The 23823-nt window shown below is 71.5% G+C and carries 16 protein-coding genes; 3 read left to right on the top strand and 13 right to left on the bottom strand.

Annotation, left to right across the window (positions count from 1 at the left end; all coding sequences use genetic code 11):
* Positions 1-65 precede the first annotated feature (65 nt).
* Positions 66-1448 carry an aspartate aminotransferase family protein gene (locus ACFQ0P_RS08795; RefSeq protein ID WP_204978346.1) on the bottom strand — a complete coding sequence of 461 codons (1383 nt, stop codon included), beginning with the start codon at positions 1446-1448 and terminating at the stop codon, positions 66-68.
* Between the two features lie 168 nt (positions 1449-1616).
* Between ACFQ0P_RS08795 and ACFQ0P_RS08800 the strand changes: the two genes are divergently transcribed.
* Positions 1617-3203, top strand: coding sequence for a PucR family transcriptional regulator (locus ACFQ0P_RS08800; RefSeq protein ID WP_204981322.1), 1587 nt, complete (start codon positions 1617-1619; stop codon positions 3201-3203).
* A 31-nt stretch (positions 3204-3234) separates the two neighbouring features.
* Here the strand turns inward: ACFQ0P_RS08800 and ACFQ0P_RS08805 are convergent, their stop codons facing one another.
* The 12 genes from ACFQ0P_RS08805 to ACFQ0P_RS08860 form a co-directional block, all read right to left on the bottom strand.
* A complete protein-coding gene (locus ACFQ0P_RS08805) occupies positions 3235-3585 on the bottom strand; it encodes a cupin domain-containing protein (protein ID WP_204978347.1) in 351 nt (116 codons plus the stop codon).
* Positions 3582-5015, bottom strand: coding sequence for an NAD(P)/FAD-dependent oxidoreductase (locus tag ACFQ0P_RS08810; protein WP_204978348.1), 1434 nt, complete (start codon positions 5013-5015; stop codon positions 3582-3584). Before ACFQ0P_RS08810 ends, ACFQ0P_RS08805 begins: the two co-directional genes overlap by 4 nt.
* A gap of 128 nt (positions 5016-5143) precedes the next feature.
* Positions 5144-6799, bottom strand: a complete 1656-nt coding sequence (locus ACFQ0P_RS08815) for an amidohydrolase (RefSeq protein WP_204978349.1) — start codon at positions 6797-6799, stop codon at positions 5144-5146.
* A gap of 6 nt (positions 6800-6805) precedes the next feature.
* Complete coding sequence (locus ACFQ0P_RS08820; RefSeq protein ID WP_378771941.1) at positions 6806-7717, bottom strand: ABC transporter permease; 912 nt, start codon at positions 7715-7717, stop codon at positions 6806-6808.
* Positions 7714-8655, bottom strand: coding sequence for an ABC transporter permease (locus tag ACFQ0P_RS08825; protein ID WP_204978350.1), 942 nt, complete (start codon positions 8653-8655; stop codon positions 7714-7716). Before ACFQ0P_RS08825 ends, ACFQ0P_RS08820 begins: the two co-directional genes overlap by 4 nt.
* A complete protein-coding gene (locus ACFQ0P_RS08830; protein ID WP_204978351.1) occupies positions 8648-9817 on the bottom strand; it encodes a polyamine ABC transporter substrate-binding protein in 1170 nt (389 codons plus the stop codon). The genes ACFQ0P_RS08825 and ACFQ0P_RS08830 overlap by 8 nt, the downstream gene beginning before the upstream one ends.
* A 66-nt stretch (positions 9818-9883) precedes the next feature.
* Positions 9884-11053, bottom strand: a complete 1170-nt coding sequence (locus ACFQ0P_RS08835; RefSeq protein ID WP_204978352.1) for an ABC transporter ATP-binding protein — start codon at positions 11051-11053, stop codon at positions 9884-9886.
* 327 nt (positions 11054-11380) lie between these two features.
* Positions 11381-12154 (bottom strand): Fpg/Nei family DNA glycosylase, encoded by a 774-nt coding sequence (locus ACFQ0P_RS08840; protein ID WP_204978353.1) that lies wholly within the window; start codon positions 12152-12154, stop codon positions 11381-11383.
* Positions 12147-16898 (bottom strand): Lhr family ATP-dependent helicase, encoded by a 4752-nt coding sequence (locus tag ACFQ0P_RS08845; protein ID WP_204978354.1) that lies wholly within the window; start codon positions 16896-16898, stop codon positions 12147-12149. The genes ACFQ0P_RS08840 and ACFQ0P_RS08845 overlap by 8 nt, the downstream gene beginning before the upstream one ends.
* A 70-nt stretch (positions 16899-16968) precedes the next feature.
* Positions 16969-18663: an ABC-F family ATP-binding cassette domain-containing protein gene (locus ACFQ0P_RS08850; protein WP_204978355.1), complete on the bottom strand. Its 1695-nt coding sequence runs from the start codon at positions 18661-18663 to the stop codon at positions 16969-16971.
* A gap of 304 nt (positions 18664-18967) precedes the next feature.
* A complete protein-coding gene (locus tag ACFQ0P_RS08855) occupies positions 18968-19618 on the bottom strand; it encodes an alpha/beta hydrolase (RefSeq protein WP_204978356.1) in 651 nt (216 codons plus the stop codon).
* Between the two features lie 42 nt (positions 19619-19660).
* Positions 19661-20338, bottom strand: coding sequence for a TetR/AcrR family transcriptional regulator (locus ACFQ0P_RS08860; protein ID WP_204978357.1), 678 nt, complete (start codon positions 20336-20338; stop codon positions 19661-19663).
* A gap of 152 nt (positions 20339-20490) precedes the next feature.
* Between ACFQ0P_RS08860 and ACFQ0P_RS08865 the strand changes: the two genes are divergently transcribed.
* Positions 20491-22164, top strand: a complete 1674-nt coding sequence (locus tag ACFQ0P_RS08865) for an amidohydrolase (RefSeq protein WP_204978358.1) — start codon at positions 20491-20493, stop codon at positions 22162-22164.
* Positions 22161-23801 (top strand): ABC transporter substrate-binding protein, encoded by a 1641-nt coding sequence (locus tag ACFQ0P_RS08870; protein WP_204978359.1) that lies wholly within the window; start codon positions 22161-22163, stop codon positions 23799-23801. The genes ACFQ0P_RS08865 and ACFQ0P_RS08870 overlap by 4 nt, the downstream gene beginning before the upstream one ends.
* Positions 23802-23823 lie beyond the last annotated feature (22 nt).

The raw sequence follows: 23823 nt of genomic DNA on the forward strand, positions 1-23823 counted from the left end.
TCCCGGATGCACAGGGTTGCTTTTTCTTCGGAGTGGGGCTACGGACGGATTGCCGCCGCGCGGGTTCAGCTCACGTGCTCGTCCGCGTGGGACAGCGCCCGGTCGATGACGTCCAGCCCGCGCACGAGCTCGTCCTCGCCGATGACCAGCGGCGGTGCGACGTGCAGACGGTTGAAGTGCGTGAACGGCCACACGCCGTCGCGCTTGCACGCCGCCGCGACGGCGGCGACGGGTGCGGCATCCATCCCACTCGCATTGAAGGGCACGAGGGGCTCCCGCGTGTCGCGGTCCTTGACGAGCTCGATCGCCCAGAACAGTCCGCGGCCGCGCACGTCGCCGACGGACGGATGCCGCGACGCGATCTCCTGCAGGCGAGGCGCGACGACGCGCGCGCCGAGGTCGCGCACGCGGGCGAGGATGCCGTCCCGCTCGAACACCTCGAACGTCGCGACCCCCGCCGCGCACGCCAGCGGGTGGCCCGAGTAGGTGAGGCCGCCGGGGAACGGAACCGTGTCGAAGTGCGCCGCGATGCGGTCGGAGATGACGACGCCGCCGAGCGGCACGTACCCGGAGTTCACGCCCTTCGCGAAGGTGATCAGGTCGGGAAGGACCCCGTCGGCCTGGAACGCGAACCACTCGCCGACGCGGCCGAAGCCCACCATCACCTCGTCCGCGATGTACACGATGCCGAACCGATCGCACAGTTCCCGCACGCCGGCGAGATACCCCGGCGGAGGAACGAGCACGCCGTTGGTCCCCACGATCGACTCGATGACGATCGCCGCGATGGTGCCCGCCCCCTCCAGCACGATCGTCTGCTCGAGGTGCTCCAGCGCGCGCTGCGCCTCTTCCTCCGGCGAGGACGAGTGGAACGCCGAACGGTACGGGTACGGGCCGAAGAACTTCGCCGTCGAGCCGTCCGCCGGCTCGTTCGGCCACCGTCGCGGGTCGCCGGTGAGGGCGATCGCGGTGGACGTGTTGCCGTGGTAGCTCCGATACATCGACAGCACCTTGCGCCGGCCGGTCACCAGGCGGGCCATGCGCACCGCGTTCTCGTTCGCGTCGGCGCCGCCGTTGGTGAAGAAGACCTTCTCGAAACCGTCGCCGGCCACCGCCGCGATCCGCCGGGCCAGGTCGCCGCGCACGTCGTTCGCCATCGACGGCTGGATCGTGGCCAGGCGCGATGCCTGGCGCTGGATGGCGGCGACCAGATCGGGATGCTGGTGCCCGAGGTTGAGGTTCACGAGCTGCGAGCTGAAGTCGAGGTAGGCGTTGCCGGCGTAGTCCCAGAACGTCGAACCCTCGCCACCGGCGACGGGAAGCGGGTCGATCAGGGCCTGCGCGCTCCAGGAGTGGAACACGTGCGCGCGGTCGTCCTCCCGCACGCGCGCGTCGGCGTCGGGGTCGGCGGGGAAGGGCGCACGGGGGAGAGTGTCGGCCAGGGTCATTCGATGCTCCCGGGAGTCTCCCGGACAGATCGACCGGGGATGGCTTAGGCTGAGTGCGCCCAGTTTGTCAGAGCAGAAGTTGGTGCCACGGTGCTCGATCGTCGCGAAGATCGAACGATCCAGACGGATCGTCTGGTCGCCGGATCTGCCCTCGAGACCCTTCCGACGGTGCGCGAAGTGATCTCGCTCGACGCGGTCGTCCAGGGGGTTCCCGAGGTCGTCGTCGGCGACGACGCGCTCGATGCGCGCGTGCGGTGGCTCCACGTCTCCGACAACGCCGGAGTCGCTCGCCTGCTCGACGGCGGGGAGCTCCTCCTCTCGACGGGCGCGTCGTGGCCCTCCGACCCCGCCGACCTCCGCCGATTCATCGGCGAGCTCGACGACGCCGGCCTGTCGGGCCTCATCCTCGAGCTCGGGACGCACTACCGCTACGTGCCGGCCGTCGTCGTCGAGGCGGCGCGCGAACGCAATCTGGCGCTGATCGTCCTGCACCGCGAGCTGAAGTTCATCACGATCACCGAGGCCGTCCACGCCCGCATCATCACCGGCCAGAGCGACGCGCTCCGCTCGCGCGACGAGGTGCGCGAGCGCTTCACCGCGCTGGTGCTGCGCGGATCGCCCGCCGACTTCATCGTGCATCAGCTCGCTCAGACGCTCGGCGCCCCCGTGATCCTCGAGAACCGCGGGCACGAGGTCGTCGCCGCCGAGGTGCCGCTCGCGCTCGAGGAGGAGCTGTTCACCGAGTGGGAACTGCGATCCCGTTCGGCGCACCGGCGTGCGGAGCAGCGGCGCGAACGCGGCGCGCCGCCCGGCGCGGACGAGTGGCTCATCGTGCCCGTCGAGGCCCGCGGCATCCGATGGGGCACCCTCATCGCGCTCCCGGGGCCTGACCATCCCGCCGGCCGCACCGCCGTGCTCGAACAGGGCGCGATCGCCCTCGCGGTCGGGCGCCTCGCCGACGGCGAGTCCGACGAGTGGGGCCGCATCGGCCGGCGCCGTCTGGTCGACGGTCTGCTCGCCGGACGATTCGCGGGCGCGGGAGGCGCCGCCGCCCGGCTGGAGGCCGCCGGGCTGCCGCTGCGCAGCGCGAGGCTGTTCGGCATCGTCGCGTCGGGTGCGCCGATCCCGGCGGAGCGGGTGGATGCCGCGGCCCGGGCAATGCGCGGGCGCGCGCTGGCCGGCTCGGCGCCCGACGGGGTCGCCGCCCCGGCGACCGCGGTGCTGCTCTCCCTCCCGTCGGACGCCGTCTTCGACGACGACGCGGCGCTGTCGTTCGCGGCGGCGCTCGTCGACGCGGGACCCGATGCCGATCGCCTCACGCTGTCGGTCGGCCGAGCCGCCGAGGGCCTCGACGAGGCGCTCGCCTCGCTCCACGACGCCGTCGACCTCGCCCGGGGCCGCCGCCGCCGCGGAGGCAAGGGCCCGCAGTTGCGGCGGGCCGAGAACCGTCCGTTGGTCCAGCTCGTGACCGCCCTGCGCGACGATCACCGCGTGCTCGAACACGGCGAGCGGATGCTGGCGCCACTGATCGTCCACGACCTCACCCGCAGCGGCGACCTGCTCGACGTCCTCGAGGCGATGCTCGCCCATCCGGGCAACCGGACGGCCGCGGCATCCGCCTCTCACCTGTCGCGCTCGGTGTTCTACCAGCGGATCGCCCTCATCGAAGAGCTGCTGGGCGCAGACCTCGACGACGGCGAGACCCAGACCGCCCTGCACCTGGCGCTCCTCGTGCGTCGCAGCGCCGGTCGCTGATCCGGCGTCGAGACCGCCGCCCGGCCGCGGGCTACGGCGCGAGATAGACCTTGCGGAGGGTCTCGCGGACCGTCCATGTCGTGCGCATTCCGGCGCTCAGACGGGCGACGACGCCGGGCCGAAGGTCGAGGTCGGGCAGATCCGGGTCGTCGAACGAGACCGTAGCCACCCCGGCGAGCACAATGAAGACCTCGTCGGCCTCCACGTCCGTCGACACCCCGGGGGTGTGCTCCCACACCCCGATCTCGACACCGCCCACGGTGCCCAGCTCGGCCGCTCCCGCAGCGGGTGCTCCTTCGCGCACCTGATCTGTCGGGACGGCGCCGAGGGCGACCGGGAGGGCCGCGGCATCCACCGGCGTGCCCGGCTCGAGACGCGTCACGAGTCGAACCCCAGGCCGAGCGCGTCGAGCGTCTTCAGCAGCAGGTTGCGCCTTCCGCGGTTGTGGTCGGCGCGGTCGAGCGACCAGCGCGTGGCGTTGATCCCGATCGCGGCCGCCGGCTCGGGCGGGAACGGCAGAGGGCGCTTGCGGACCATCTCGAGCCGGGTGCGCTCGGTGTCGGCCCCGTCGAGGAGGTCGAGCATCACCTCTCCCGCGAACCGGGTCGAGCCGACCCCGAGGCCCGTGAAGCCCGCCGCGTAGGCGACGCGACGGTCGCGTGCGGTGCCGAAGAACGCGGTGAACTGCGTCGACGTGTCGATCGCTCCTGCCCAGCGGTGCGAGAAGCGCAGGCCCTCGAGCTGCGGGAACGTCGTGAAGAAGTGGCTCGCGAGCTTCTCGAACGACTCGGGGCGGTCCTCGTACTCCGGCCGCACCTTGCGCCCGTAGTGGTAGACCGCGTCATAGCCGCCGAACAGGATCCGGTTGTCCTTCGAGATCCGGTAGTAGTGGAACTGGTTGGCCATGTCGCCGATGCCCTGCCGATCGTCCCAGCCGATCGACGCGAGCTGCTCGTCGGTGAGCGGCTCGGTCATCAGCACGTAGTCGTACACGGGAACCGTCATCAGTCGGTTGCGCTTGATGAGCGACGGGAAGACGTTCGTCGCGAGCACGGCGCGGTCCGCGTCGACGCGACCGCGCTCGGTGACGACCGAGACGCCCGTGTCGCCCGGGGTGTCGAGTCCGGTCACGCGCGAGCGCTCGAAGATCTCGACGCCGCGCTCCTCGCACACGCGCGCGAGTTCGGCGGCGAGGCGGGCGGGATGCAGCATCCCGCAGGTGTCCTTCTCCCAGACAGCGGCGAGGTAGGTCGGGGAGTGCACCGCGGCCTGCGCCTCGGCCTGGTCGAGGTAGACCACGCCCTCCTCGCCCTCGGCGGCCCACTCCTCGAGCCACTCGATCTCGTGCGGCTCGACGGCGGGCGCGAGCTGCCCGGTGCGCTCGAAGTGGAAGTCCATGCCGTACCGGGACTCCGCCGCCTCGATCGCATCGAGGTTCTCGCGGCCGAGCCGGTCGAGGACCGGCATCTCGTCCGGCCAGCGCGCCATGCCGTTCTCATGCCCGTGGGTGAGGCTCGCCTCGCAGAACCCGCCGTTGCGGCCCGAGGCCGCCCATCCGACGCGCTGCGCCTCGACGACGACGATGCGGGCGCCGGGGTGGCGCTCCGTCGCGAGGAGAGCGGTCCACAGCCCGGTGTAGCCCGCGCCGACGATGACGAGGTCGGCACGATGAGGGCCGGTGAGCGCAGGGCGGTCGGGCAGGAGAGAGAGCGGGAGGTCGTCGCGCCAGAAGATCGAGTGCGACGTGTCCGCCAGTGCGTGACGGATGACGGATGCTGCCGGCCGCTGTCGTTCGAAGACGGTCGTGCCCACGGGTATCACTTCCCTGTCAGATGCGTTGCTTCGATCCTGTCCGCTCCGCGCCCCCGCGTCACCCCCGCGCTGTCGCGATTTCCCACGCGCACCGGACGTCCTGTTCGACCCCGCTCGGACCCGCCGCGCTACGCGTCCGCGGCGGCGTAGACGCGGTCGCCGTCGACGAAGGTCTGGAGCGCGCGCGTGGCTCCGATCTCGTCTGCCGGTGCCTCGAAGGGATCGCGGTCGAGCACGACCAGGTCGGCGCGCTTGCCGACTTCGATCGTGCCGGTGGACCGGTCGAGGCGGTTCACCCACGCGGACCCGGCCGTATATGCGGTCAGCGACGTCGCCAGATCGATCGCCTGCTCGGGGAGGAACGCGTCGTACTCGCCCTCCTCGTGTCCGGGCGCCGCCTTGCGGTTCACGGCGACGTGGATCGCCGCCATCGGGTCGGGCGTCGACACCGACCAGTCGCTGCCCGCGGCCAGTACGGCACCCGCGCGCAGCAGATCGCCGAACGGGTACTGCCATGCGCTCCTCGGCTCCCCGAGGTACGGGAGCGTCAGGTCGACCATCTGCGGCTCGAGCGCGGCCCACAGCGACTGCATGTTCGCCGCGACACCCAGGCGGCGGAAGCGGGGGATGTCCTCCGGATGCACGACCTGGATGTGTGCGATGTGGTGACGGTTGTCGCCCCGGCCGTTGCGGCCGATCGCCCGCTCCACCGCGTCCAGGCACTCCCGCACGGCGCGATCGCCGATCGCGTGGAAGTGCACCTGGAACCCCTCGGCATCCAGAAGGGGCACCGCCTCGTTCAGGACCTCGGGCGCGACGAACGAGATGCCGGAGTTGTCCGTGAAGTGACCGTGACCGTCGCAGTACGGCTCGAGCATCGACGCGGTGAAGTTCTCGGCCACGCCGTCCTGCATGATCTTCACGCTCGTCGCCGCGAAGCGCCCACCGCGGTACTGCTCGCGTCGCTCGATCAGCGAGGGGATCTGCTCCAGCCCCTTCGTGCGGTCCCACCAGATCGCGCCCACGACGCGCGCCGTGAGCGTGCCGTCGGCTGCGGCCCGGAGGTAAGCGGGCCCCGGATCGCCGGCGTCGCCGTACGAGCCGACGATGGCGTCCTGCCACGCGGTGATGCCGAACGAGTGCAGGTACCGCTGACCGACGAGGAGCGCCTCGGTGAGCCTGTCGAGCGGCTCGTCGGGGAGCAGCCGGTTCACCAGGCCCATCGCGCCCTCGTGGAGCGTGCCGGAGGGGGTGCCGTCGGCGTCTCGCTCGATGCGGCCGTCCGCCGGGTCGGGGGTGTCCCGATCGATCCCGGCGAGACGGAGCGCGGCCGAGTTGACCCACGCTCCGTGTCCGTCGCGGTTGGGGAAGAACGCCGGGCGGTCGGGCACCACGCGGTCCAGCGCCGCCGCGGTGGGCGTGCCGCCGGGGAACGCCGACATCTGCCAGCCGCCCCCGAGGATCCACTCGTCGTCGGGGTGCTCCGAGACGTAGTGCGCGATCGCCTCGACGTACTCGTCCGCGGTGGAGTACGGGGCGAGGTCGCACCGCAGCATGTCCAGGCCGCCCCACACCGGATGCACATGAGCGTCCTGGAACCCGGGGAGCAGCATCCGCCCCCGCAGGTCCACGATCTCGGTGCGGGGGCCTACGAACTCGGCGAGCTCGTCGCCGCCGACCGCGACGATGCGTCCATCGGCGACCGCGACCGAGCTCGCGCGCGAGCGCACGGTGTCGGAGGTGAAGACGGGCCCGCCGGTGAAGACGAGGTCGGCGTGCGGCATCCGGCGTCAGCCGCCCGTCATCGTCCGGGCGATCTGCGTGGCCGAGTCGCCCGCCCGCTTGAGCACGAGCGCGACGAGCGCGAGGGCGACGAGCGTCAGCAGCAGCATGATCGTCGAGACAGCGGCGATCTCCGGACGCAGACCCGACCTGACCGCGCTGAGCACGTACACCGGCCACGGCGTCGTGCCCGACACCTGCACGAACGCGGCGACGATCGTGTTGTCGAGGCTGAGGGTGAACGCGAGCAGGAAGCCCGCGAGCACGGCGGGCATCGCGAGCGCGAGCGTCACGCGGCGGAAGGTCGTGAACGGCTTGGCGTACAGATCGCTCGACGCCTCTTCGAGGTTGGCGTCCATGCCGACCAGGCGGGCGCGCACGATGTACGACACCACCGCCGTCGCGAAGAGCGAGGAACCCACGGAGAGGCGCACGATGCCGTCGTTGAACATGCCGAGACCGAGATCCTGTCCGAGGAAGACCAGCCACGGCAGCAGGGCGACGGCGTCCACGATCTCGGGGGTCACGGAGACCAGCAGCAGCAGGCCGAGGAACCACCACACCCACTTGCCGGGGTAGCGGGCCATGGCGATGCCGGCGAGGGTGCCGAGCGCCGTGGCGATGATCGCGGCGATGAAGGCGGTGATGAGCGAGACGCGCACTGCGCTCTGGATCGCCGGCTTCTCGAGGATCGTCAGGAATGCGTCGAACCCGAAGCCGTCCCACGCGACGAGCAGGCGGCCCGTGTTGAACGAGTAGATCACGATCACGATGATCGGCAGGAAGAGGAAGAGCATCACCAGGACGCCCCACACGGTGAAGGCGACGTCCGACCACGACCTCTTCGGGCCGGTGCGCTTCGCGCTCGAGCCCGCAGGGTCCTGCGCCCGCAGCATCGTCTCGGTCGCGGTCTGCGTCATGACGCCACCTCCACGGGGGTCTTGGTCGCGGCATCCACCGGCACCGCCTCGGTCACCGGGCCCAGCACGAGGCGATTGCGCGAGCGGAACGGCATCGTCACGAGCCAGATCAGCACGGCGGCGATGCCGATCGTGAGCATGATCACGAGCATGAGGAGCACCGCCATCGCCGAGCCGAGGGCCCAGTTCTGCGCGGTCTGGAACTGGCTCGCCACGAGCTGGCCGACCATGTTGCCCTGCGCGCCGCCGAGCACGGTGGCTGTGATGTAGTCGCCCATGAGGGGGATGAAGACGAGGAGCACGCCGGCGATGATTCCCGGCTGCGAGAGGGGCAGGGTCACGCGGAGGAACGTCGTGAGCTTTCCGGCGCCGAGGTCCTTCGACGCTTCGCGCAGAGCCGGTCCGACGCGGTCGAAGGCGACGAACAGCGGGAGGATCATGAGCGGCAGGTAGTTGTACACCACGCCGATCACCACGGCGGTGCGCGTGTACATCAGCGCCAGCGGGCCATCGAGCACGCCGATTCCCTGGAGGACGGTGGAAAGCCAGCCCTCGGGGGCGAGGATCACCTGCCAGCCGATCGTGCGCACGAGGAAGTTCGTCCAGAACGGCACCAGGACCAGGGCGATGAGCAGGCCCCGGCGTGAGGGACGCACTTTGAACGCCATCCAGTAGGCGACGGGTGCTCCGATCAGGAAGCACAGGACGGTGCCGAGGATGCCGACCCACAGGGTGTTCTGGAACGTCGCGAAGAAGGTCGGCGAGACGGCCTCGACGTAGCGGTCGAACGACAGGATGTCGTTCGCGTGCGTGCCGAAGATCCCCGGCTTGTAGCCGAAGCTGAACCACACCACCATCCCGACGGGCGCGACGAAGAACAGCAGAAGCCACGCCCACGCGGGGACCGCGAGAGCTGCTCCGGCGGCGGGCTTACGCACCCGCGGCGGCCTTCATCTCGTTATGGATCTCCACCCGAGTCTGCTGCGAGTCGTTGAGCTCCTGCTCGTGCATCGTCTCCAGCTGCTCCGGCGTGAAGAAGATGAAATCGCTGAGCTCGACCGCGCTCGTGTCCATGTCCTTGCCGCCGACGTTGTAGCCGATGTAGTCGAGGTTCAGCGCGAGGCTCTCGGGCGACATCGAGTAGTTGATGAAGGCGTGCGCTGCCTCCGGGTGGGGTGCGCCCTCCGCGATGGCCCAGTTGTCCATCCACAGTTCGGTCTGCGGTCCGGGGAGCACCCACTGCCAGCGGTCCGGCTCGCTCGACTCCTGGATGCCCAGACGGGCCTCGCCGTTCCACGACTGCATGAGCACCTGAGAGCCCTGCACGATCGCGGTGCTCGGGTACGAGTCGAATGCGGCGACGTTGGGGGCGATCTCCGAGACGAGGAACGCGCGCGCCGCTTCGAGCTGCTCGGGGTCCTGCGTGTTCCAGTCGGTGTCGTTGGACCAGAAGTAGGACCCGATCGTCCCGGCCGGATCGTCGAGCATCGACGTCTTGCCGCTCGCCTCGTTCTGTGCTGCGTCGAAGAAGTCCGCCCACGTGGCGAGCTCGCGCGTGATGACGTTCTTGTCGTAGACGAAGCCGGTCGTGCCCCACGCCTTGCAGACCGAATACTCGTTGCCCGGATCCCACGCCCGCCCGAGGTAGGCGGGATCCATGTTCGAGATGTTCGGGAGCAGGTCCTTGTTGAACTTCGTGAGCAGGCCGTTCTCGATCATCTGCGGGATGAACACGCCGGTCGGCACGACGATGTCGTATCCCGAGGTGCCCTTGGCGGCGACGAGCTTCGCGATGAGCTCCTCGTTCGAGCTGTAGGAGTCGAGGGTGACGTTCGGCCCCAGCTCCGAAGTGAAGCCCGACACCACATCCGGCGAGTCGTAGTCGCCCCACGTGTACACCGACAGGCTGTCCTCGAGCTCGCCGCCGGTCGCCTGAGGCTGAGGAGACGAGCCGCCCCCGGGGGCGCACGCGGCGAGCGCGGCCGCACCGCCCGCGATGGCGGCGATGCTGAGGAAGCGGCGGCGCGACAGCTCGCGCACGATCGCCGGCGTCGAGGCCTCGGGCGCGAGGATGCGGAGCGGGTTGCGGGATTCGGTCATCGGGATCTCCTGGTTCGGGTCGGGAAGCCGGTGAGGGCGGATGCTGCGGCGGAGGGGGCGAGTGTTCTAGGCGGTCGGCGGCGCGATGTAGCCGCCGTCCTCGGCGGCGGCGTCGGCCGGGAAGAGCAGGACATGGTGGTCGGCCCACGTGCAGACGACGGGATCGCCGATCCGCAGAGCGGGCGCGTCGGGGGTCGGGCGGCGCACGATGAGGCTCTGGTCGCCGCCGAGCTGCACGAGGTACTGCATGGTGTCGCCGAGGTGCGAGACGCCGATGAGGTGGCCGCGCGTCGCGTTGGCTGCGGGCAGGGCGTCGCCCGCGTCGGCCGCGATCGTGATGTACTCCGGCCGCACGGCGGCTTCACCCTGGGCCGTCCCGGCGAGCCGCGGGTCGGAGCCGCGCACCAGCGCGTGTGGCGAGCGGACGGCGGCGCCGGCCTCGCTCACCTCGCCGCGGAAGAAGTTCTGCTGTCCGACGAAGGCGGCGACGTAGGCGGACGACGGGCGCGCGTAGACCGTGTCGGCGTCGGCGAGCTGCTCGATGCGCCCGGCGCGCATGATCGCAATGCGGTCGCTCATCGAGAGCGCTTCGCCCTGATCGTGGGTCACGAAGACGAACGTGATGCCGAGGCGCGCCTGCAGCAGCTTGAGCTCGAGCTGCATCTCCTCGCGCAGCTGCCGGTCGAGCGCGCCCAGCGGTTCGTCGAGGAGCAGGACGGCGGGCCGGTTGACGAGGGCGCGTGCGAGCGCGACCCGCTGCTGCTGACCGCCCGACAGCTGGGTGGGCTTGCGGTCGCCGAACCGGCGCATCTGCACGAGGTCGAGGGCCTGCGTGACCTTCTCGCGGATCTCGGCTTTCGGGGTGCGGCGCTGCTGGAGGCCGTACGCGACGTTCTCGGCGACCGAGAGGTGCGGGAACAGCGCATAGGCCTGGAAGACGGTGTTGACGTCTCGGCGGTACGGCGGAACCCCGCGCACGGAGGTGCCGGAGACTTTGATGTCGCCCTCGTCGGGCTGCTCGAACCCGGCGATCATGCGGAGGGTGGTCGTCTTGCCGCAGCCGGACGGTCCGAGGAGGGAGAGGAACTCGCCGGGCTGGATCGTCAGCGAGAGCGCGTCGACGGCGACCTGGTCGCCGTAGCGCTTGGTCACCGCATCCAGGACGACGGCGCCGCGGTCGTCTGCCGTGACAGGGGGAGTTGCGGGGGCCGTCTCTGCGTCAGTCGCCGTGGTCACCTGTGAGGTCCTCCTGCAAGCGGGCCCCGCGACACTGCGCGGCCGGGTGGGCTGGTGTGGGGTATTCAATAGGGCCGCGTGCGCCCATGCAACGCGCCGCACGGCGAACCGGACGATTAGGGGCCCGCGTGGCTCCGGTGCGACAGATCGTCCGGAGTTGTGTAACAGTCAGGAAACCGCGGGGTTTCGGTGTGCTCACGGCGCAGCACTCTCTGCACGTGCGGGGCGGGCGACAGATCGTCCGCCGAGCGCTCGAGATCGGCGCCGCGGCGCGCGGGAGGGCCGGCGAGCCCGTGAAGACCGAGGAGGGGTGAGAGGGGAGGGGCGTCAGGTCTGGCAGCGGGGGCACCAGAACACGTTGCGCTCCTTGGTGGGGTCCGCTCCGAGAGTGGTCGCGCGGATGACCGTGCCGCAGCGACGGCACGGCGCCCCCTCGCGCCCGTAGACCCAGAACCGGCGGCCGGGTCTGTTCTCGCCGGTGAAGGTCCGCGCCGAGCGGTCGCGGTTCGCGCGGATCATGCGCGTTCCGAGGTCGACGATCGCCCGCGCATCCGTGGCGCTGGCCGGAGTGTGCGGATCGACGCCGCGCACGAAGAGGATCTCGTTGGCGTAGACGTTCCCGAATCCGGCCACGCTGCGCTGGTCGAGGATGGCCACGTGCACCGGTCGGTCGTCGGCCTGCACGCGACGAGCCGCCTCCGCGGCATCCCAATCGGTCGCGAGCGGATCGGGGCCGAGATATCCGACGAGGGTTTCCTCCTGCACGGTGGGGACGAGGTCGATGTCGGCGAGGTCGAAGCCCACCGTCTGCCAGCGGCGGTTGCCCACGATGGCCCGCGCCTTGAAGGCCGCGTTCCGCCAGCGCTCTCCGCGGGCGTACACGTGCCACTCGCCCTCCATCTTGAGGTGCGAGTGCAGCGTCCAGGTGCCGATCCGATGCAGCAGATGCTTGCCCCGCGCGACGACGGACTCGACCGTCTCGCCCGTGAGGTCGACCGTCGCGAACCGGGGGACGCGCAGGTCGAACTCCGTCACCTCCGCGCCGGCGAGTGCATCGTTCAGCCGCCGCGCCGCACGGAAGACGGTGTCGCCCTCAGGCACGGGCGGGTCCGGCCGACTGGCGGGCGGCGCGCTCGAGATCGCCGGCGGTCAGTCGACGCAGCGTGAGTCCGCGCGGCGACTCGACGAACCCGGCCTCATGGAGGGCGCGCCCCCACCCCGTGCCATGCACGAAGGCCCCGTTGACCTGCTCGATCGTGAGCGTGTCGAGGCGTCGGCTGCGTGCGGTGGCGGCGAGGTCTCGCGTGGCGGCGGCGATGGCGGCCTCGTCGCCGGTGAACGCGAGGGCCGTCTTTCCGCCGCGCTCCAGGTAGAGGACGAGGACGCCGTCGACCAGCACGACGAGAGCCCCCGCTTTGCGTCCGGGGCGGTGTCCGACGCCTTCGAGACCCGGCCAGGCGAGGGCCGCACCGTAGGGGTTGGCCGGATCGGTCGCGGCGAGCGTCACCGCGCGCAACGGAGGCGGATCGGGCAGCCCGGCGAACTCGCGGATCCGATCGACGGTGGCGGATGCTGCGAACTGGGCGGCTCCGAGCTTCTCGACGACGTACCCGCGGCGGCAGTGCCCCGCCTCTTCGAACCCGGCGAGCACCCGGTAGGCCTGCGCGAATCCGCCGGGGAGTCCCTCGGCCTGCACGGCGCCCCGCGTGACCACCCCGTAGCGGTCGAGCAGCAGGCTGGCCGCCGCCGTCGCGCGCAGCGAGGCGTCGGCTTCGGGCTCGGGAAGAAGCGACCATCGTCCGCCGAGCGCGGGCGGGCGCGGCGGAACGGTCGCGGCGACCGCGCGGACGGCGGCCCCGCGGTACAGCCGCGTGCGCGGGGCCTTGCGCGCGACGCGGTGCGTCTGCGACCCCCCGCCGACCAGCGCGCGCACCGGGGCGAAGGTGTCGTTGGTCACGCGGCCGCCCCACGTCAGCCGCCACAGCGCCTCGACGACGGACTGCTCGTTCTCGGCATCCGTGAGCCCCCGCAGCTGCGAGGCGAAGAACCCGCCGCCGGCGCCCAGCGCGTCGAGGATACGGGCGTCCAGCGAGTCCGGGGCGATCTCCGAGTCGGACGTCGTGAGTGTGAGCGGCACGGCGTCGGACGGATGCAGCGCGATCCAGCCGTCGCGCCCCGCGAGACTGCCGTGACCCGACCACACCACCTCCCCGCTGGAGGTCAGCTCGTCGAGCATCGCCGGGCTGTAGTCGCGCACGCGCGCCGGCAGGATCAGCGACTCCCACGCGCTCGCGGGGATGGGCACTCCCGCGAGCTGCTCGATGACGGCGGCGACGCCGTCGATGCCCTCGAGCGGCCGCGTGACGTGCTGCCAGTCGGGGAGGAACCGCGCGTAGGCGTCCTGGGGCACGGGTTCGACGCTCCCGCGGATGGCCGCGAGTGACCGCATTCGCAGTCGGCGGAGCACCTCGGCATCGCACCACTCGGTGTCATCGCCGGTCTGGCCCGCGGAGGCGGGGAGGAAGAAGCCGCTCGCGATGCGCCCTTGGGACTCGAGGCGCTGCAGGGTGAGCCGCGCGACGGCGACGCCCACGCCCAGGCGTCGGGCCGCGGCATCCGCTGCGAAGGGTCCGTGCGTGCGCGCGTAGCGTGCGACGAGGTCGCCCAGCGGGTCGGCGAGGGGTTCGAGGAAGGCGGTCGGGATGCCGACGGGAAGGGCGACGCCGATCGCATCGCGCAGGCGACCGGCGTCTTCGACGGCGGCGTGCCGGCGCACGCCGGCGATGGTCACCTCGATCGCACGGCGTGCCGTGACGAGCGCCTCGAGGAGCTCGGCGGCCTCGGACTCGGTCGCGACCGATCCACCGTCGGCGGGCTGCAGCCGTGCCGCCACTTCGGCCGCATCGAGCGGGCCGAGGATGCGCAGCAGGTCGGCGACGCCCTCGAGGCCACGGGCGCGGCGTTCGGGTTCGAGGCGCTGCGCCTCGCGCTCGAATTGCGCGATGACGTCCGGGTCGAGCAGCTCGCGCATCTCGATCTTGCCGAGCAGCTCGGACAGCAGCGCGGGATCCACCGAGAGGGCGGCCGCGCGCCGCTCGGCCAGCGGCGAGTCGCCCTCGTACATGAACGCGCCGACATATCCGAAGAGCAGATCCCGCGCGAAGGGCGACGGCTGCGGCGGCTCGGTCTCGACGAGACGGATGCTGCGGTCCGCGATGCGGCGGGCGATCCGGAGCAGCGATGGCACGTCGTAGACGTCCTGCAGCACCTCGCGCAGCGTTTCGAGAATGATCGGGAACGTGGGGTGGCGACGGGCGACCTCGAGCAGCTGGGCGGAGCGCTGGCGCTGCTGCCACAACGGACTGCGGCGTCCTGGATTGCGGCGCGGCATCAGCAGGGCTCGGGCCGCGCACTCGCGGAATCGGGAGGCGAACAGGGCGGAGCCGCCGACCTCGTCGATGACGATCTGCTCCAGCTCGTCGGGATCGAAGACGAAGAGATCTGCGCCCGGAGGGTCGGCCGCGGCATCCGGAATGCGCGCGATGATGCCGTCGTCGCTCGCGACCGCCGCGCCCTCGACGCCGAGTCGCTCGCGGATGCGGGCGTTGACGGCGAGCGCCCACGGCGCGTGCACCTGCATGCCGTACGGGGAATGCAGGATCACACGCCAGTCGCCCACCTCGTCGCGGCCGCGCTCGACCGTGAGCTGACGATCGGTGGGAAGGGTGCCGGTCGCCTCCCGCTGTTCGGCGAGGTAGGACAGGAGGTTGCTCTGTGCGTAGTCGTCGAGGCCGGCGTCCTGGAGTCGCTCCTCGGCCTTCTCGGGCTTGGCCGTCGACACCTCGCGCGAGAACTTGCCGAGTGCTTCGCCCAGCTCGGCGGGCCGGCCGATTCCGTCGCCGTGCCAGAACGGCACCTTGCCGGGCTGACCGAACGCGGGCACGACGTTCACCCGGTCGTGCGTGATCTCGACGATGCGCCAGCTCGTTGTGCCGAGGGTGAACACGTCGTTGACGCGCGACTCGTAGACCATCTCTTCGTCGAGTTCGCCGACGCGGGCGTTCTGGGACTCACCGGCGATGAACACCCCGAACAGACCCCTGTCGGGGATCGTGCCGCCGCTGGTCACCGCGATGCGCTGCGAGCCGGGGCGTCCGGTGAGGGTGCCGTGATCACGGTCCCACACCAGTCGCGGCCGGAGCTCCGCGAACTCGTCGGACGGGAAGCGACCGGCGAGAAGGTCGAGAGTGGCCTCGTAGGCCGAGCGCGGAAGCGAGCGGAACGGGGCGCTCCGCTTGAGCAGCTCGTACCAGCCCTCGACGTCGAGCGGCACGAGCGCGCACGCGGCCACCGTCTGCTGGGCGAGGATGTCGAGCGGATTCTGCGGGATCGAGATCGCCTCGATCTGCCCCGCCAGCATGCGCTCGGTGACGATCGCTGTGTGGAGCACGTCGCCCCGGTGCTTGGGGAACAGCGCCGCTCGGCTCACCTCTCCGACCTGGTGCCCGGCGCGGCCGATGCGCTGGAGACCGGATGCCGCGCTCGGCGGCGCCTCCACCTGGATCACGAGATCGACCGCGCCCATGTCGATGCCGAGCTCGAGGCTCGAGGTCGCCACGACGCACCGCAGCATTCCGGACTTCAGCTCCTCTTCGACCTGCGCGCGCTGCTCCTTCGAGACCGAACCGTGGTGCGCCTTGGCGAGTACGGGGTCGGCGCCCGCGGTCGCTCCGGCCTGGGCCATCATGGCCGCCGGCACCGCGGGATCGGGCAGGTCGAGGCCGAGGCGTTCGGTGTAGATCTCGTTGAGTCGACCGGTGAGCCGCTCGGCGAGGCGTCGCGAGTTGCAGAACACGATCGTGGACCGGTGCTGGAGGATGCGGTCGACGATGGCCTCCTCGACGTGCGGCCACACGGATCCCGTCACTTCCGTCTCGCCCGATCCGGACGCACGCCGCGACTGCCCGTCGGCGAACCAGTCCTCGTCGATCACCTCTCCGGTCTCGGCATCCGCTCCCTTCGCGGCGTCGTCGGCCGGCGACCACGCCTCCGTACCCGGTGGCGGCGGGGGGTTGAGCATGTCGTCGATCGGCACGACCACCCTCATGTCGAACGCCTTGGTCGCCTTCGGCGCGACGATCTCGACCGGGGCCGCCCCGCCCAGGAACCGCGCCACCTCGTCGATCGGACGCACGGTCGCCGACAGCCCGATCCGCTGTGCGGGCTTCTCGAGGATCGCGTCGAGACGCTCCAGGCTCACGGCCAGGTGCGCGCCGCGCTTCGTCGCCGCGACCGCGTGCACCTCGTCGACGATCACGGTGTGCACGTTCGCGAGCGTCTCACCGGCGGCACTGGTGAGCATGAGGTAGAGCGACTCCGGCGTCGTGATGAGGATGTCGGGCGGCGCCGTCACCAGCTTGCGGCGGTCGCTCGACGTGGTGTCGCCCGACCGCACGCCCACCGTGACCTCGGGGACGGGGACGCCCAGGCGCCTGCCCGACTGGCCGATCCCCACGAGCGGGGACCGCAGGTTGCGCTCGACGTCGACCCCGAGCGCCTTGAGCGGCGAGATGTAGAGGATGCGGGTGGGGGAGGTGGAGGCATCCACCCGCTTCTTGCCGCGCGGGGCTGCCGGCGCGTCGACCGCCTTCTCTCGGAAGACCCGGTCGATCGCCCACAGGAACGCCGACAGCGTCTTGCCGGACCCGGTGGGGGCCACGACGAGCGCGTGCTTGCCGTGGGAGATGGCCTCCCACGCGCCGATCTGCGCGTCGGTAGGGGACGCGAAGGCACCGCGGAACCAGTCCTGCGTGGCAGGACTGAACCGCTCGAGCACCTCGCCCATCCCTCCATCTTGGACGCTGCCGCCGACATCGGCGCGGGCTTGACGCGGCAGCCGGATGCCGCGACCGCCGTCATCGCTCGATGAGGGTCCCGTCGCGCCCGAGTTCGAGCACAAGACTCACGCCGACGCGGTCGAGGAACGCGTCGTCGTGGCTCACCACGAGCACCGCGCCGCGGTAGGACGCCAGCGCGTCGACGAACTGCCCGACCGTGTCGAGGTCGAGGTTGTTCGTCGGCTCGTCGAACACGAGCAGCTGCGGCGGCGGGTCGGCCAGCAGCAGCCGTGCCAGTGCCACCCGGAACCGCTCTCCGCCCGACAGGGTCGAGACCGGTCGCTCGACCGCAGCCCCCCGGATGAGGAACCGGGCGAGCCGGTTGCGCAGTTCGGCCACCGGCGCGGACGGAGCCGCGGCCCGCACGTTGTCGAGCACCGAGGCGTCCTCGCGGAGCCCGTCCACGCGCTGCGGCAGGTAGCCCACGCGGTCGGTGTGCAGCTCGCCGCCGGCCATCGCCCGTGAAAGGCGCGGGAGATTTGCTACTGGATCGACCTCAGCGGCACCCGTCAGCCCCATTTCTCCCGCCGCTTTCACCGATGCGTCCTCCCCCTCCGCCCCGCGGACGGGCCCGACCAGGGCCTCGAGCAGCGTCGTCTTGCCGGCGCCGTTCGGACCGATGAGCGCGACCCGCTCGGGCCCCTGGATGATCCAGGAGCGCTCGCCGTCGCCGATCGTCGCGATGCGCCGCCCCGCCGGAACGCCCGGGTCGGGCAGGTCGATGCGCACGGTGTCGTCGTCGCGCACGCGCCGCTCGGCGGCGTCCAGCGCGGCGCGCGCGGTCGCCTCGCGGTCGGCCTTCTCGCCGCGGAGCTTCCCGGCCGAGACCTGGGCGGCCATCTTCCGGCCACCCGCGACGATCTTCGGCACGCGCTTCTCCAGCTGCGCCTTGCGACCCATCGCGGCGCGGTGCGAGATCGTGGTCTCGGCGGCGATCCGCTCGCGCTTCTCGCGTCGCACCGCCTGGGCGGCCGACCGCTCGGCCTGACGGGCGGCGTCCTGCTCGGCATCCAGCCACGCGCGCCACTGCGAGTACGGGCCGCCGAACGTCGCCAGCTCGTGCTCGTACAGCTCGGCGGTGTCGTCCAGGAGTTCGAGCAGCGCCTCGTCGTGGCTCACCACGACGAGCGCTCCCCGCCAGGAGGCGATCAGGCCGTGCAGCCGCGCACGCGCCTCGCGGTCGAGGTTGTTCGTCGGCTCGTCGAGGAGGGCGACGGGCGCACCGCTCAGCCGGATGCCGGCGACCGCAGCGAGGACCGCTTCGCCGCCGGAGAGGCCACCGACGCGGCGGTCGAGCATTGCCGGATCGAGACCCGCTTCGGCGAGAGCGGCGTGCGCCCGAGCCTCCACGTCCCAGTCGGTGCCGACGGCGTCGAAGTGGCGCGGGTCGGGGTCTCCGGACTCGATCGCGCGGACGGCGCGCAGCGCCTCGCCGACGCCGAGCAGGTCGGCGACGGGTCGCGCGGTGTCGAGCGTGAGCCGCTGCGGGAGGTACGCAGCATCCCCGGTCCGGACGAGCTGGCCGCCGTCGGGCGCGAGCTCGCCGGCGATGAGGCGCAGCAGCGTGGACTTGCCGGATCCGTTCCGGCCGATGAGCCCCGTGCGGCCGGCGCCGAACGAGCCGGTGACGCCGTCGAGGGCGATGGTGCCGTCGGGCCACGCGAACGAGACGCGGTCGAGCACGACGGACGGGGTGGGAGTGTGGGCGGGCATGGGGCCTCCGGTGTCGGTCAGGCGCTGACACACGAAGCCGCGGGCGCCCGGCGGGCAGGCCGGAGCGAGGGTGAAGCGGCGGGATCGACGGTCAGCGCGGAAGAGTGAAGCGCCGGCACGTCGAAGCGACAGCGAAGGCTGTCGCTCGGTTCCTGAGTAGCGGCCGGAGGCCGCGTATCGAAGGACGACGGAGCGGCGCGATTACAGCGCGGTCGCGTCGATGTGCTTCAACGGAGTTCCTCACACTCGGGACAGAGGCAGAACCACGATAGCGGATGCCCCGGCCCGGCGTCGCGGGTACGGCTCAGCCGAGCTCGGCGACCCGCTTGTCGAGGAACACGCGCACGTCGGAGAGTTCCTGCTCCGAGACGCTGTGCGTCAGCCCGGGGTAGACACGGCCGCTCAGCTCGGTGTGGGCGGGGAGCCACTGGGTCGTGTGCTCGACGAGGAAGGCCGGGATGACGTCGTCGGCGGTGCCGCGTCCCCAGAACACCGGCGGCTTCGCCTCGGCCAGCTCGGCGTCGCGCGGCAGCTCCCCGGGGGTGGCGTAGCCCGAGAGGTTCACGGTGAACGCGAACCGCTGCGGCTCGAGGCGCATGGCCTGCAGCGAGACCGCGGCCCCCTGCGAGAAGCCCAGCAGCCCGATCGCCGGGTGAGTGGATGCCGCGTCATCGGCCCACGCGACGAGCCCCGCGGCGGCGGCCGTGGTGTGCGCGGGGTCGCGGTCCTCGAGGTTCTCGATCGGATACCAGGAGTACCCGGGGGCGGGGAAGGGCGGTGCGAGCGGAGCGCGGACGGCCGCGACCGCGAACTCCGGGGGCAGGTACGGGATGAGCCCGAACAGATCGCGCTCGTCGGCGCCGTAGCCGTGCAGCAGCACGAGGAGGGGGCGCCCCGCGCGCTGCGCGGCGTCGGTGGACCACAGCACCGCGGCGGGATCGAGGGAGATGCTCACCGCTCCATCCTGCACCTCGGCGCTGGGTCCCGCGCGCGGGGATCAGGATGCCGCGGCGGCCCGCTCGGCCGACGCGATGACCATGTCGATGCCGGCGAGGAAGAGGGCCTCGTCGTCCAGCTCGGCCAGCTGTGATGCGTTGCGCGCGATCAGGGGGAACTCGCGCGGGTCGACGATCAGCGGGGCGTCGAGCCAGAGGGTGTCGGACTCGTCCGGCCGTCGGGCCCGGGCACGCGCGACGTTCGCACTGCCCGACAGCACTTGCATGGCGAAGAGCGCGTAGTGCCGCACGAGCTCGTCGCCGTCGAGCCCCGCGCGGGTGAACGCGTCGAGGATCGTCTCCATCGCGCGATGCTCGGCGACGCCGTTGGTGGTGAGCAGCATGGCCTCGGCGCCGACGGCGGGGTAGTGCCCGAACGCGTCCCGCGATCGCAGCGCGAGCTGCCGCAGACGCTCCTGCCACTGCTCCGGCGGCGCGTCCATCGCGTCGAGGCCGATCTCGGTGACGTGGTCGAACAGCGCACCCATCAACTCGTCCTTGCTGCGGAAGTGCCGGTAGACCGCTGTGGGGTCGACGCCGAGGTGGGATCCGAGCTCGCGAAAGCTCACGCTCGTCGCGCCCGGAGCCGAAGCCAGCTCGAGCGCCGCGGCGACGATCGACTCGCGATCGAGGCGGGCCTTGCGGGCGGTGCTCGCTCGGCCCGTGGGCGCGTTCGCCACGACGACTCCTCTCACGGACGGGCGGGTGCGGCATCCGTCCGTCGCCCCATGCTAACCCGCTGCATCACGGTTTAGTCAACACCGTTGACATCGACGTTGTCCACGACGTAGCCTCATGCCCCATCGAGACACTCCAGAGGAAGCGAGGCGACATGGGAGTCGCAGATGTGGTGTTCGTCGGCGGACCGGTGTTCACCGGCGAGGGCCGGCCGATGGACGGGCTCGCGGTCGCGGTCACCGGCGGCCGGATCGCCGCGGTCGTGCCGGAAGCCGAGGCATCCGTCCTCATCGGGGAGGCCACCAGGGTCGTCGATCTCGACGGCGCGCTGCTCTCGCCCGGATTCCAGGACGCCCACGTGCACCCCGTCTCGGGAGGCATGGAACTGCTGCAGTGCAACCTCACCGACGCGTCCGACGCGGCCGAAGCGGTCTCGACGGTCCTCGCCTACGCGAAGTCCCACCCCGACGAGCCGTGGATCCTCGGAGGCGGCTGGTCGATGGACCACTTCCCGGGTGGCTCGCCCGTTCGCGGCCTCCTCGACGCGATCGAGCGTCCTGTGCTCCTCCTCAGCCGCGATCATCACAGCTCGTGGGCCAACACCGCGGCTATCCGGCTCGCGGGTCTCGACGCGTCCACACCGGATCCCGTCGACGGTCGCATCGAGCGCGAGCCCGACGGCTTCCCGGCGGGCACATTCCACGAAGGCGCGGGAGCCCTCTTCACCGGCGTGCAGCCCGAGCACGACCCGGAGCTCGCCTATCGCGGGCTGCTCGCCGCGCAGGAGGCGCTCATCGCGCTGGGCATCACCGGGTGGCAGGATGCCGCGGTCGGGGCATCCAGCATCATCGCCGACCCCCTCGACGCGTACGAGCGCGCGGTGGGCGAGGGCGTGCTGCGCGTGCACGTCCGCGGCGCCCAGTGGTGGGAACGGGACCAGGGCCTCGAGCAGGTCGAACGGATGACCGCCCGGCGCGACGCGCTCGCCGCCCGGGTCCCTGCCGACCGTCTCACCATCGCGAGCACCAAGATCATGGTCGACGGCGTCGCCGAGAATCAGACCGCGGCGATGCTCACCCCGTACAAGGACCCGCACGGCCACGTGACGGGCAACCGCGGGCTGTCGTTCGTCGACCCGGCGATCGTGCGTCAGGCCGTCACCGCGCTGGACGCCGCCGGGATGCAGGTGCACTTCCACGCCCTCGGCGATCGCGCCGTGCGCGAAGCCCTCGATGCCGTCGAGGCCGCGCGCGTCGAGAACGGCCCGACCGACAACCGGCACCACCTCGCGCACCTGCAGGTCGTCGACGAGGCCGAGGTGACGCGCTTCGTCGAGACGGATGCCGTCGCCAACCTCCAGGCGCTGTGGGCGTCGCACGAGCCGCAGCTCGACGAGCTCACCCTCCCGTTCCTCCGCGACGGCGCCGAGGCGCGGCACTACCCGTTCGGCGACTTCGCCCGCGAGGGAGTCCGGCTGGCCGCCGGGAGCGACTGGCCCGTGTCCAGCGCGGACCCGATGGCCGCCATCCACATCGCGGTCACGCGGGTGCACCCCGGCAGTGAGGCCCCTCCGCTCGGCGGGGAGCATCAGCGGCTCGACCTCGAGACGGCGATGGCGGCCTACACCTCCGGCTCCGCCTACGTGAATCACCGCGATCACGACACCGGCTGGGTGCGCGAGGGCTACCTCGGCAACCTCGTCGTGCTCTCACCCGACCCCTTCTCCGTGCCCGCGGAGGAGATCCACCGCGCCACCGTCCAGTCCACCTGGATCGAGGGAGAGCTCGTCTACCTCCGGCAGACCGACACCGTGAAGGACCCGTCATGAAGAATCCGCGCATCGCCCGAGCCCTCGCCGTCGCGGCGGGCCTGTCGGTATCGGCCCTCGTCGTGAGCGCCTGCTCGGGCGGGTCGGCTGCCCCGGAGCCCCCCTCGTCCGAGTGGGAGCTCACCGACCAGACCCCGGCACCGTCGGGTGACATCGACTCGTTCACGTGGTCGATCTACGCCGAGCCGTTCTCACTGGACTACGCCTACGCGTTCGACTACGCCGACAACCAGGTGCTCGCGAACGTGTGCGAGTCCCTGCTGCGCCTCAACCCCGACTTCTCGCTGAGCCCCGGGCTCGCCGAGTCCTACGCCCAGCCGGACCCGAACACGTGGGTCTACACGATCCGCGAGGGCGTGACGTTCCACGACGGCACCCCGCTGACGGCCGCGGACGTCGTGGCGTCGATGACCCGCCACCTCGACCCGGCGGTCGGCTCGTTCTGGTACTCCGTCTACCAGAACGTCACGTCGATCGAGCAGACCGGCGATCGCGAGGTGACGGTCACCCTGTCCGCGGCGGGCTCGCAGTTCAACCTCGCGATGGGGGGAGCGGCGGGCGTCGTCGAGTCCGCGGCGACCCTCGCGGAGACCGGCGCCGACTACGGCAACTCGTCGGGAGGGGTCAACTGCACCGGCCCGTTCCGGCTCGCCGATTGGAAGTCAGGCGAATCCCTCACGCTCGAGCGCTACGACGAATACTGGGATGCCGACCTCGCGGCCCGCGCGGGCGAGGTGGAGTTCGTCTTCCAGGCCGACCCCACCGCCCGCGTCAACGCCCTCGCGTCGGGGGAGGTCGACGGCACGTGGATGGTGCCCGCCGCCGCGTACCCCCAGCTGAGCGGCTCCGACGCGGGAGACGTCTACTTCGGCCTGACGACGGCCGTCGCGAGCCTGATCGTCAGCAACCTCGAAGGCCCGCTGGGCAACGCGAAGGTGCGCCAGGCGCTCCTCATGGCCCTCGACCGCGAGGGGATCGTGCAGGCCGCCGCCGGAGGCGTCGGAGAGGTCACCGACGTGCTCACGACGGAGTCGGTCTGGGTCGGTGCCGACCCCGCCGCCGTGGAGACGGCCTTCGAGGACGTCGATCACTACGAGTACGACGTCGAAGCCGCCAAGGCTCTGGTCGAGGAGGCCGGCGTCGCGGGCGAGGAGCTCGTCATCGTCACGGCTCCCATCTCGGGGGAGTTCGCGGTCATCTCGCAGGCGACTGCCGCGGCGGCGGAGTCGATCGGGCTCACCGCCCGCATCGAGTCGGTCACCCCCGGCGCCTACACCTCGCTGTTCTCGGACCCGAGCGCGCGCGAGGGCGTGGACCTGTTCTTCACGAACTGGTACCTGTCCAGCCCCGATCCGCTGGAGATGTACGCCGTCCTGCGCACCGGCGAGTTCAGCAACTACGGGAACTGGAACGACCCGGAATTCGACGCCGTCGTGAACGAGGCGATGGCGATCGACGACCCGGCGGCGCGCAGCATCCAGACGGCGAAGGCGCAGCAGATCGCCAACGAGCAGGTGCCGTGGCTCCCGCTCTACACGACGCCGATGTCGATGTTCCTCGGCGACCGCATCACCGGCGTCGCGCCGTCGATCGCCTTCATGTACTACCCGTGGGCGGCGACCATCGGCGCCCGCTGAGCGTCGATCGTCCTGGCACCGG

This window comes from Microbacterium insulae (assembly GCF_042677065.1).
Taxonomy (GTDB): Bacteria; Actinomycetota; Actinomycetes; order Actinomycetales; family Microbacteriaceae; genus Microbacterium; species Microbacterium insulae.

Excerpts from the sequence above, each read along its gene's own strand:
- ACFQ0P_RS08865 (WP_204978358.1), top strand. The coding sequence starts at position 20,491 with ATGGGAGTCGCAGATGTGGTGTTCGTCGGCGGACCGGTGTTCACCGGC.
- ACFQ0P_RS08850 (WP_204978355.1), bottom strand. The coding sequence starts at position 18,663 with ATGCCCGCCCACACTCCCACCCCGTCCGTCGTGCTCGACCGCGTCTCG.
- ACFQ0P_RS08845 (WP_204978354.1), bottom strand. The coding sequence starts at position 16,898 with ATGGGCGAGGTGCTCGAGCGGTTCAGTCCTGCCACGCAGGACTGGTTC.
- ACFQ0P_RS08830 (WP_204978351.1), bottom strand. The coding sequence starts at position 9,817 with ATGACCGAATCCCGCAACCCGCTCCGCATCCTCGCGCCCGAGGCCTCG.
- ACFQ0P_RS08820 (WP_378771941.1), bottom strand. The coding sequence starts at position 7,717 with ATGACGCAGACCGCGACCGAGACGATGCTGCGGGCGCAGGACCCTGCG.
- ACFQ0P_RS08815 (WP_204978349.1), bottom strand. The coding sequence starts at position 6,799 with ATGCCGCACGCCGACCTCGTCTTCACCGGCGGGCCCGTCTTCACCTCC.
- ACFQ0P_RS08870 (WP_204978359.1), top strand. The coding sequence starts at position 22,161 with ATGAAGAATCCGCGCATCGCCCGAGCCCTCGCCGTCGCGGCGGGCCTG.
- ACFQ0P_RS08795 (WP_204978346.1), bottom strand. The coding sequence starts at position 1,448 with ATGACCCTGGCCGACACTCTCCCCCGTGCGCCCTTCCCCGCCGACCCC.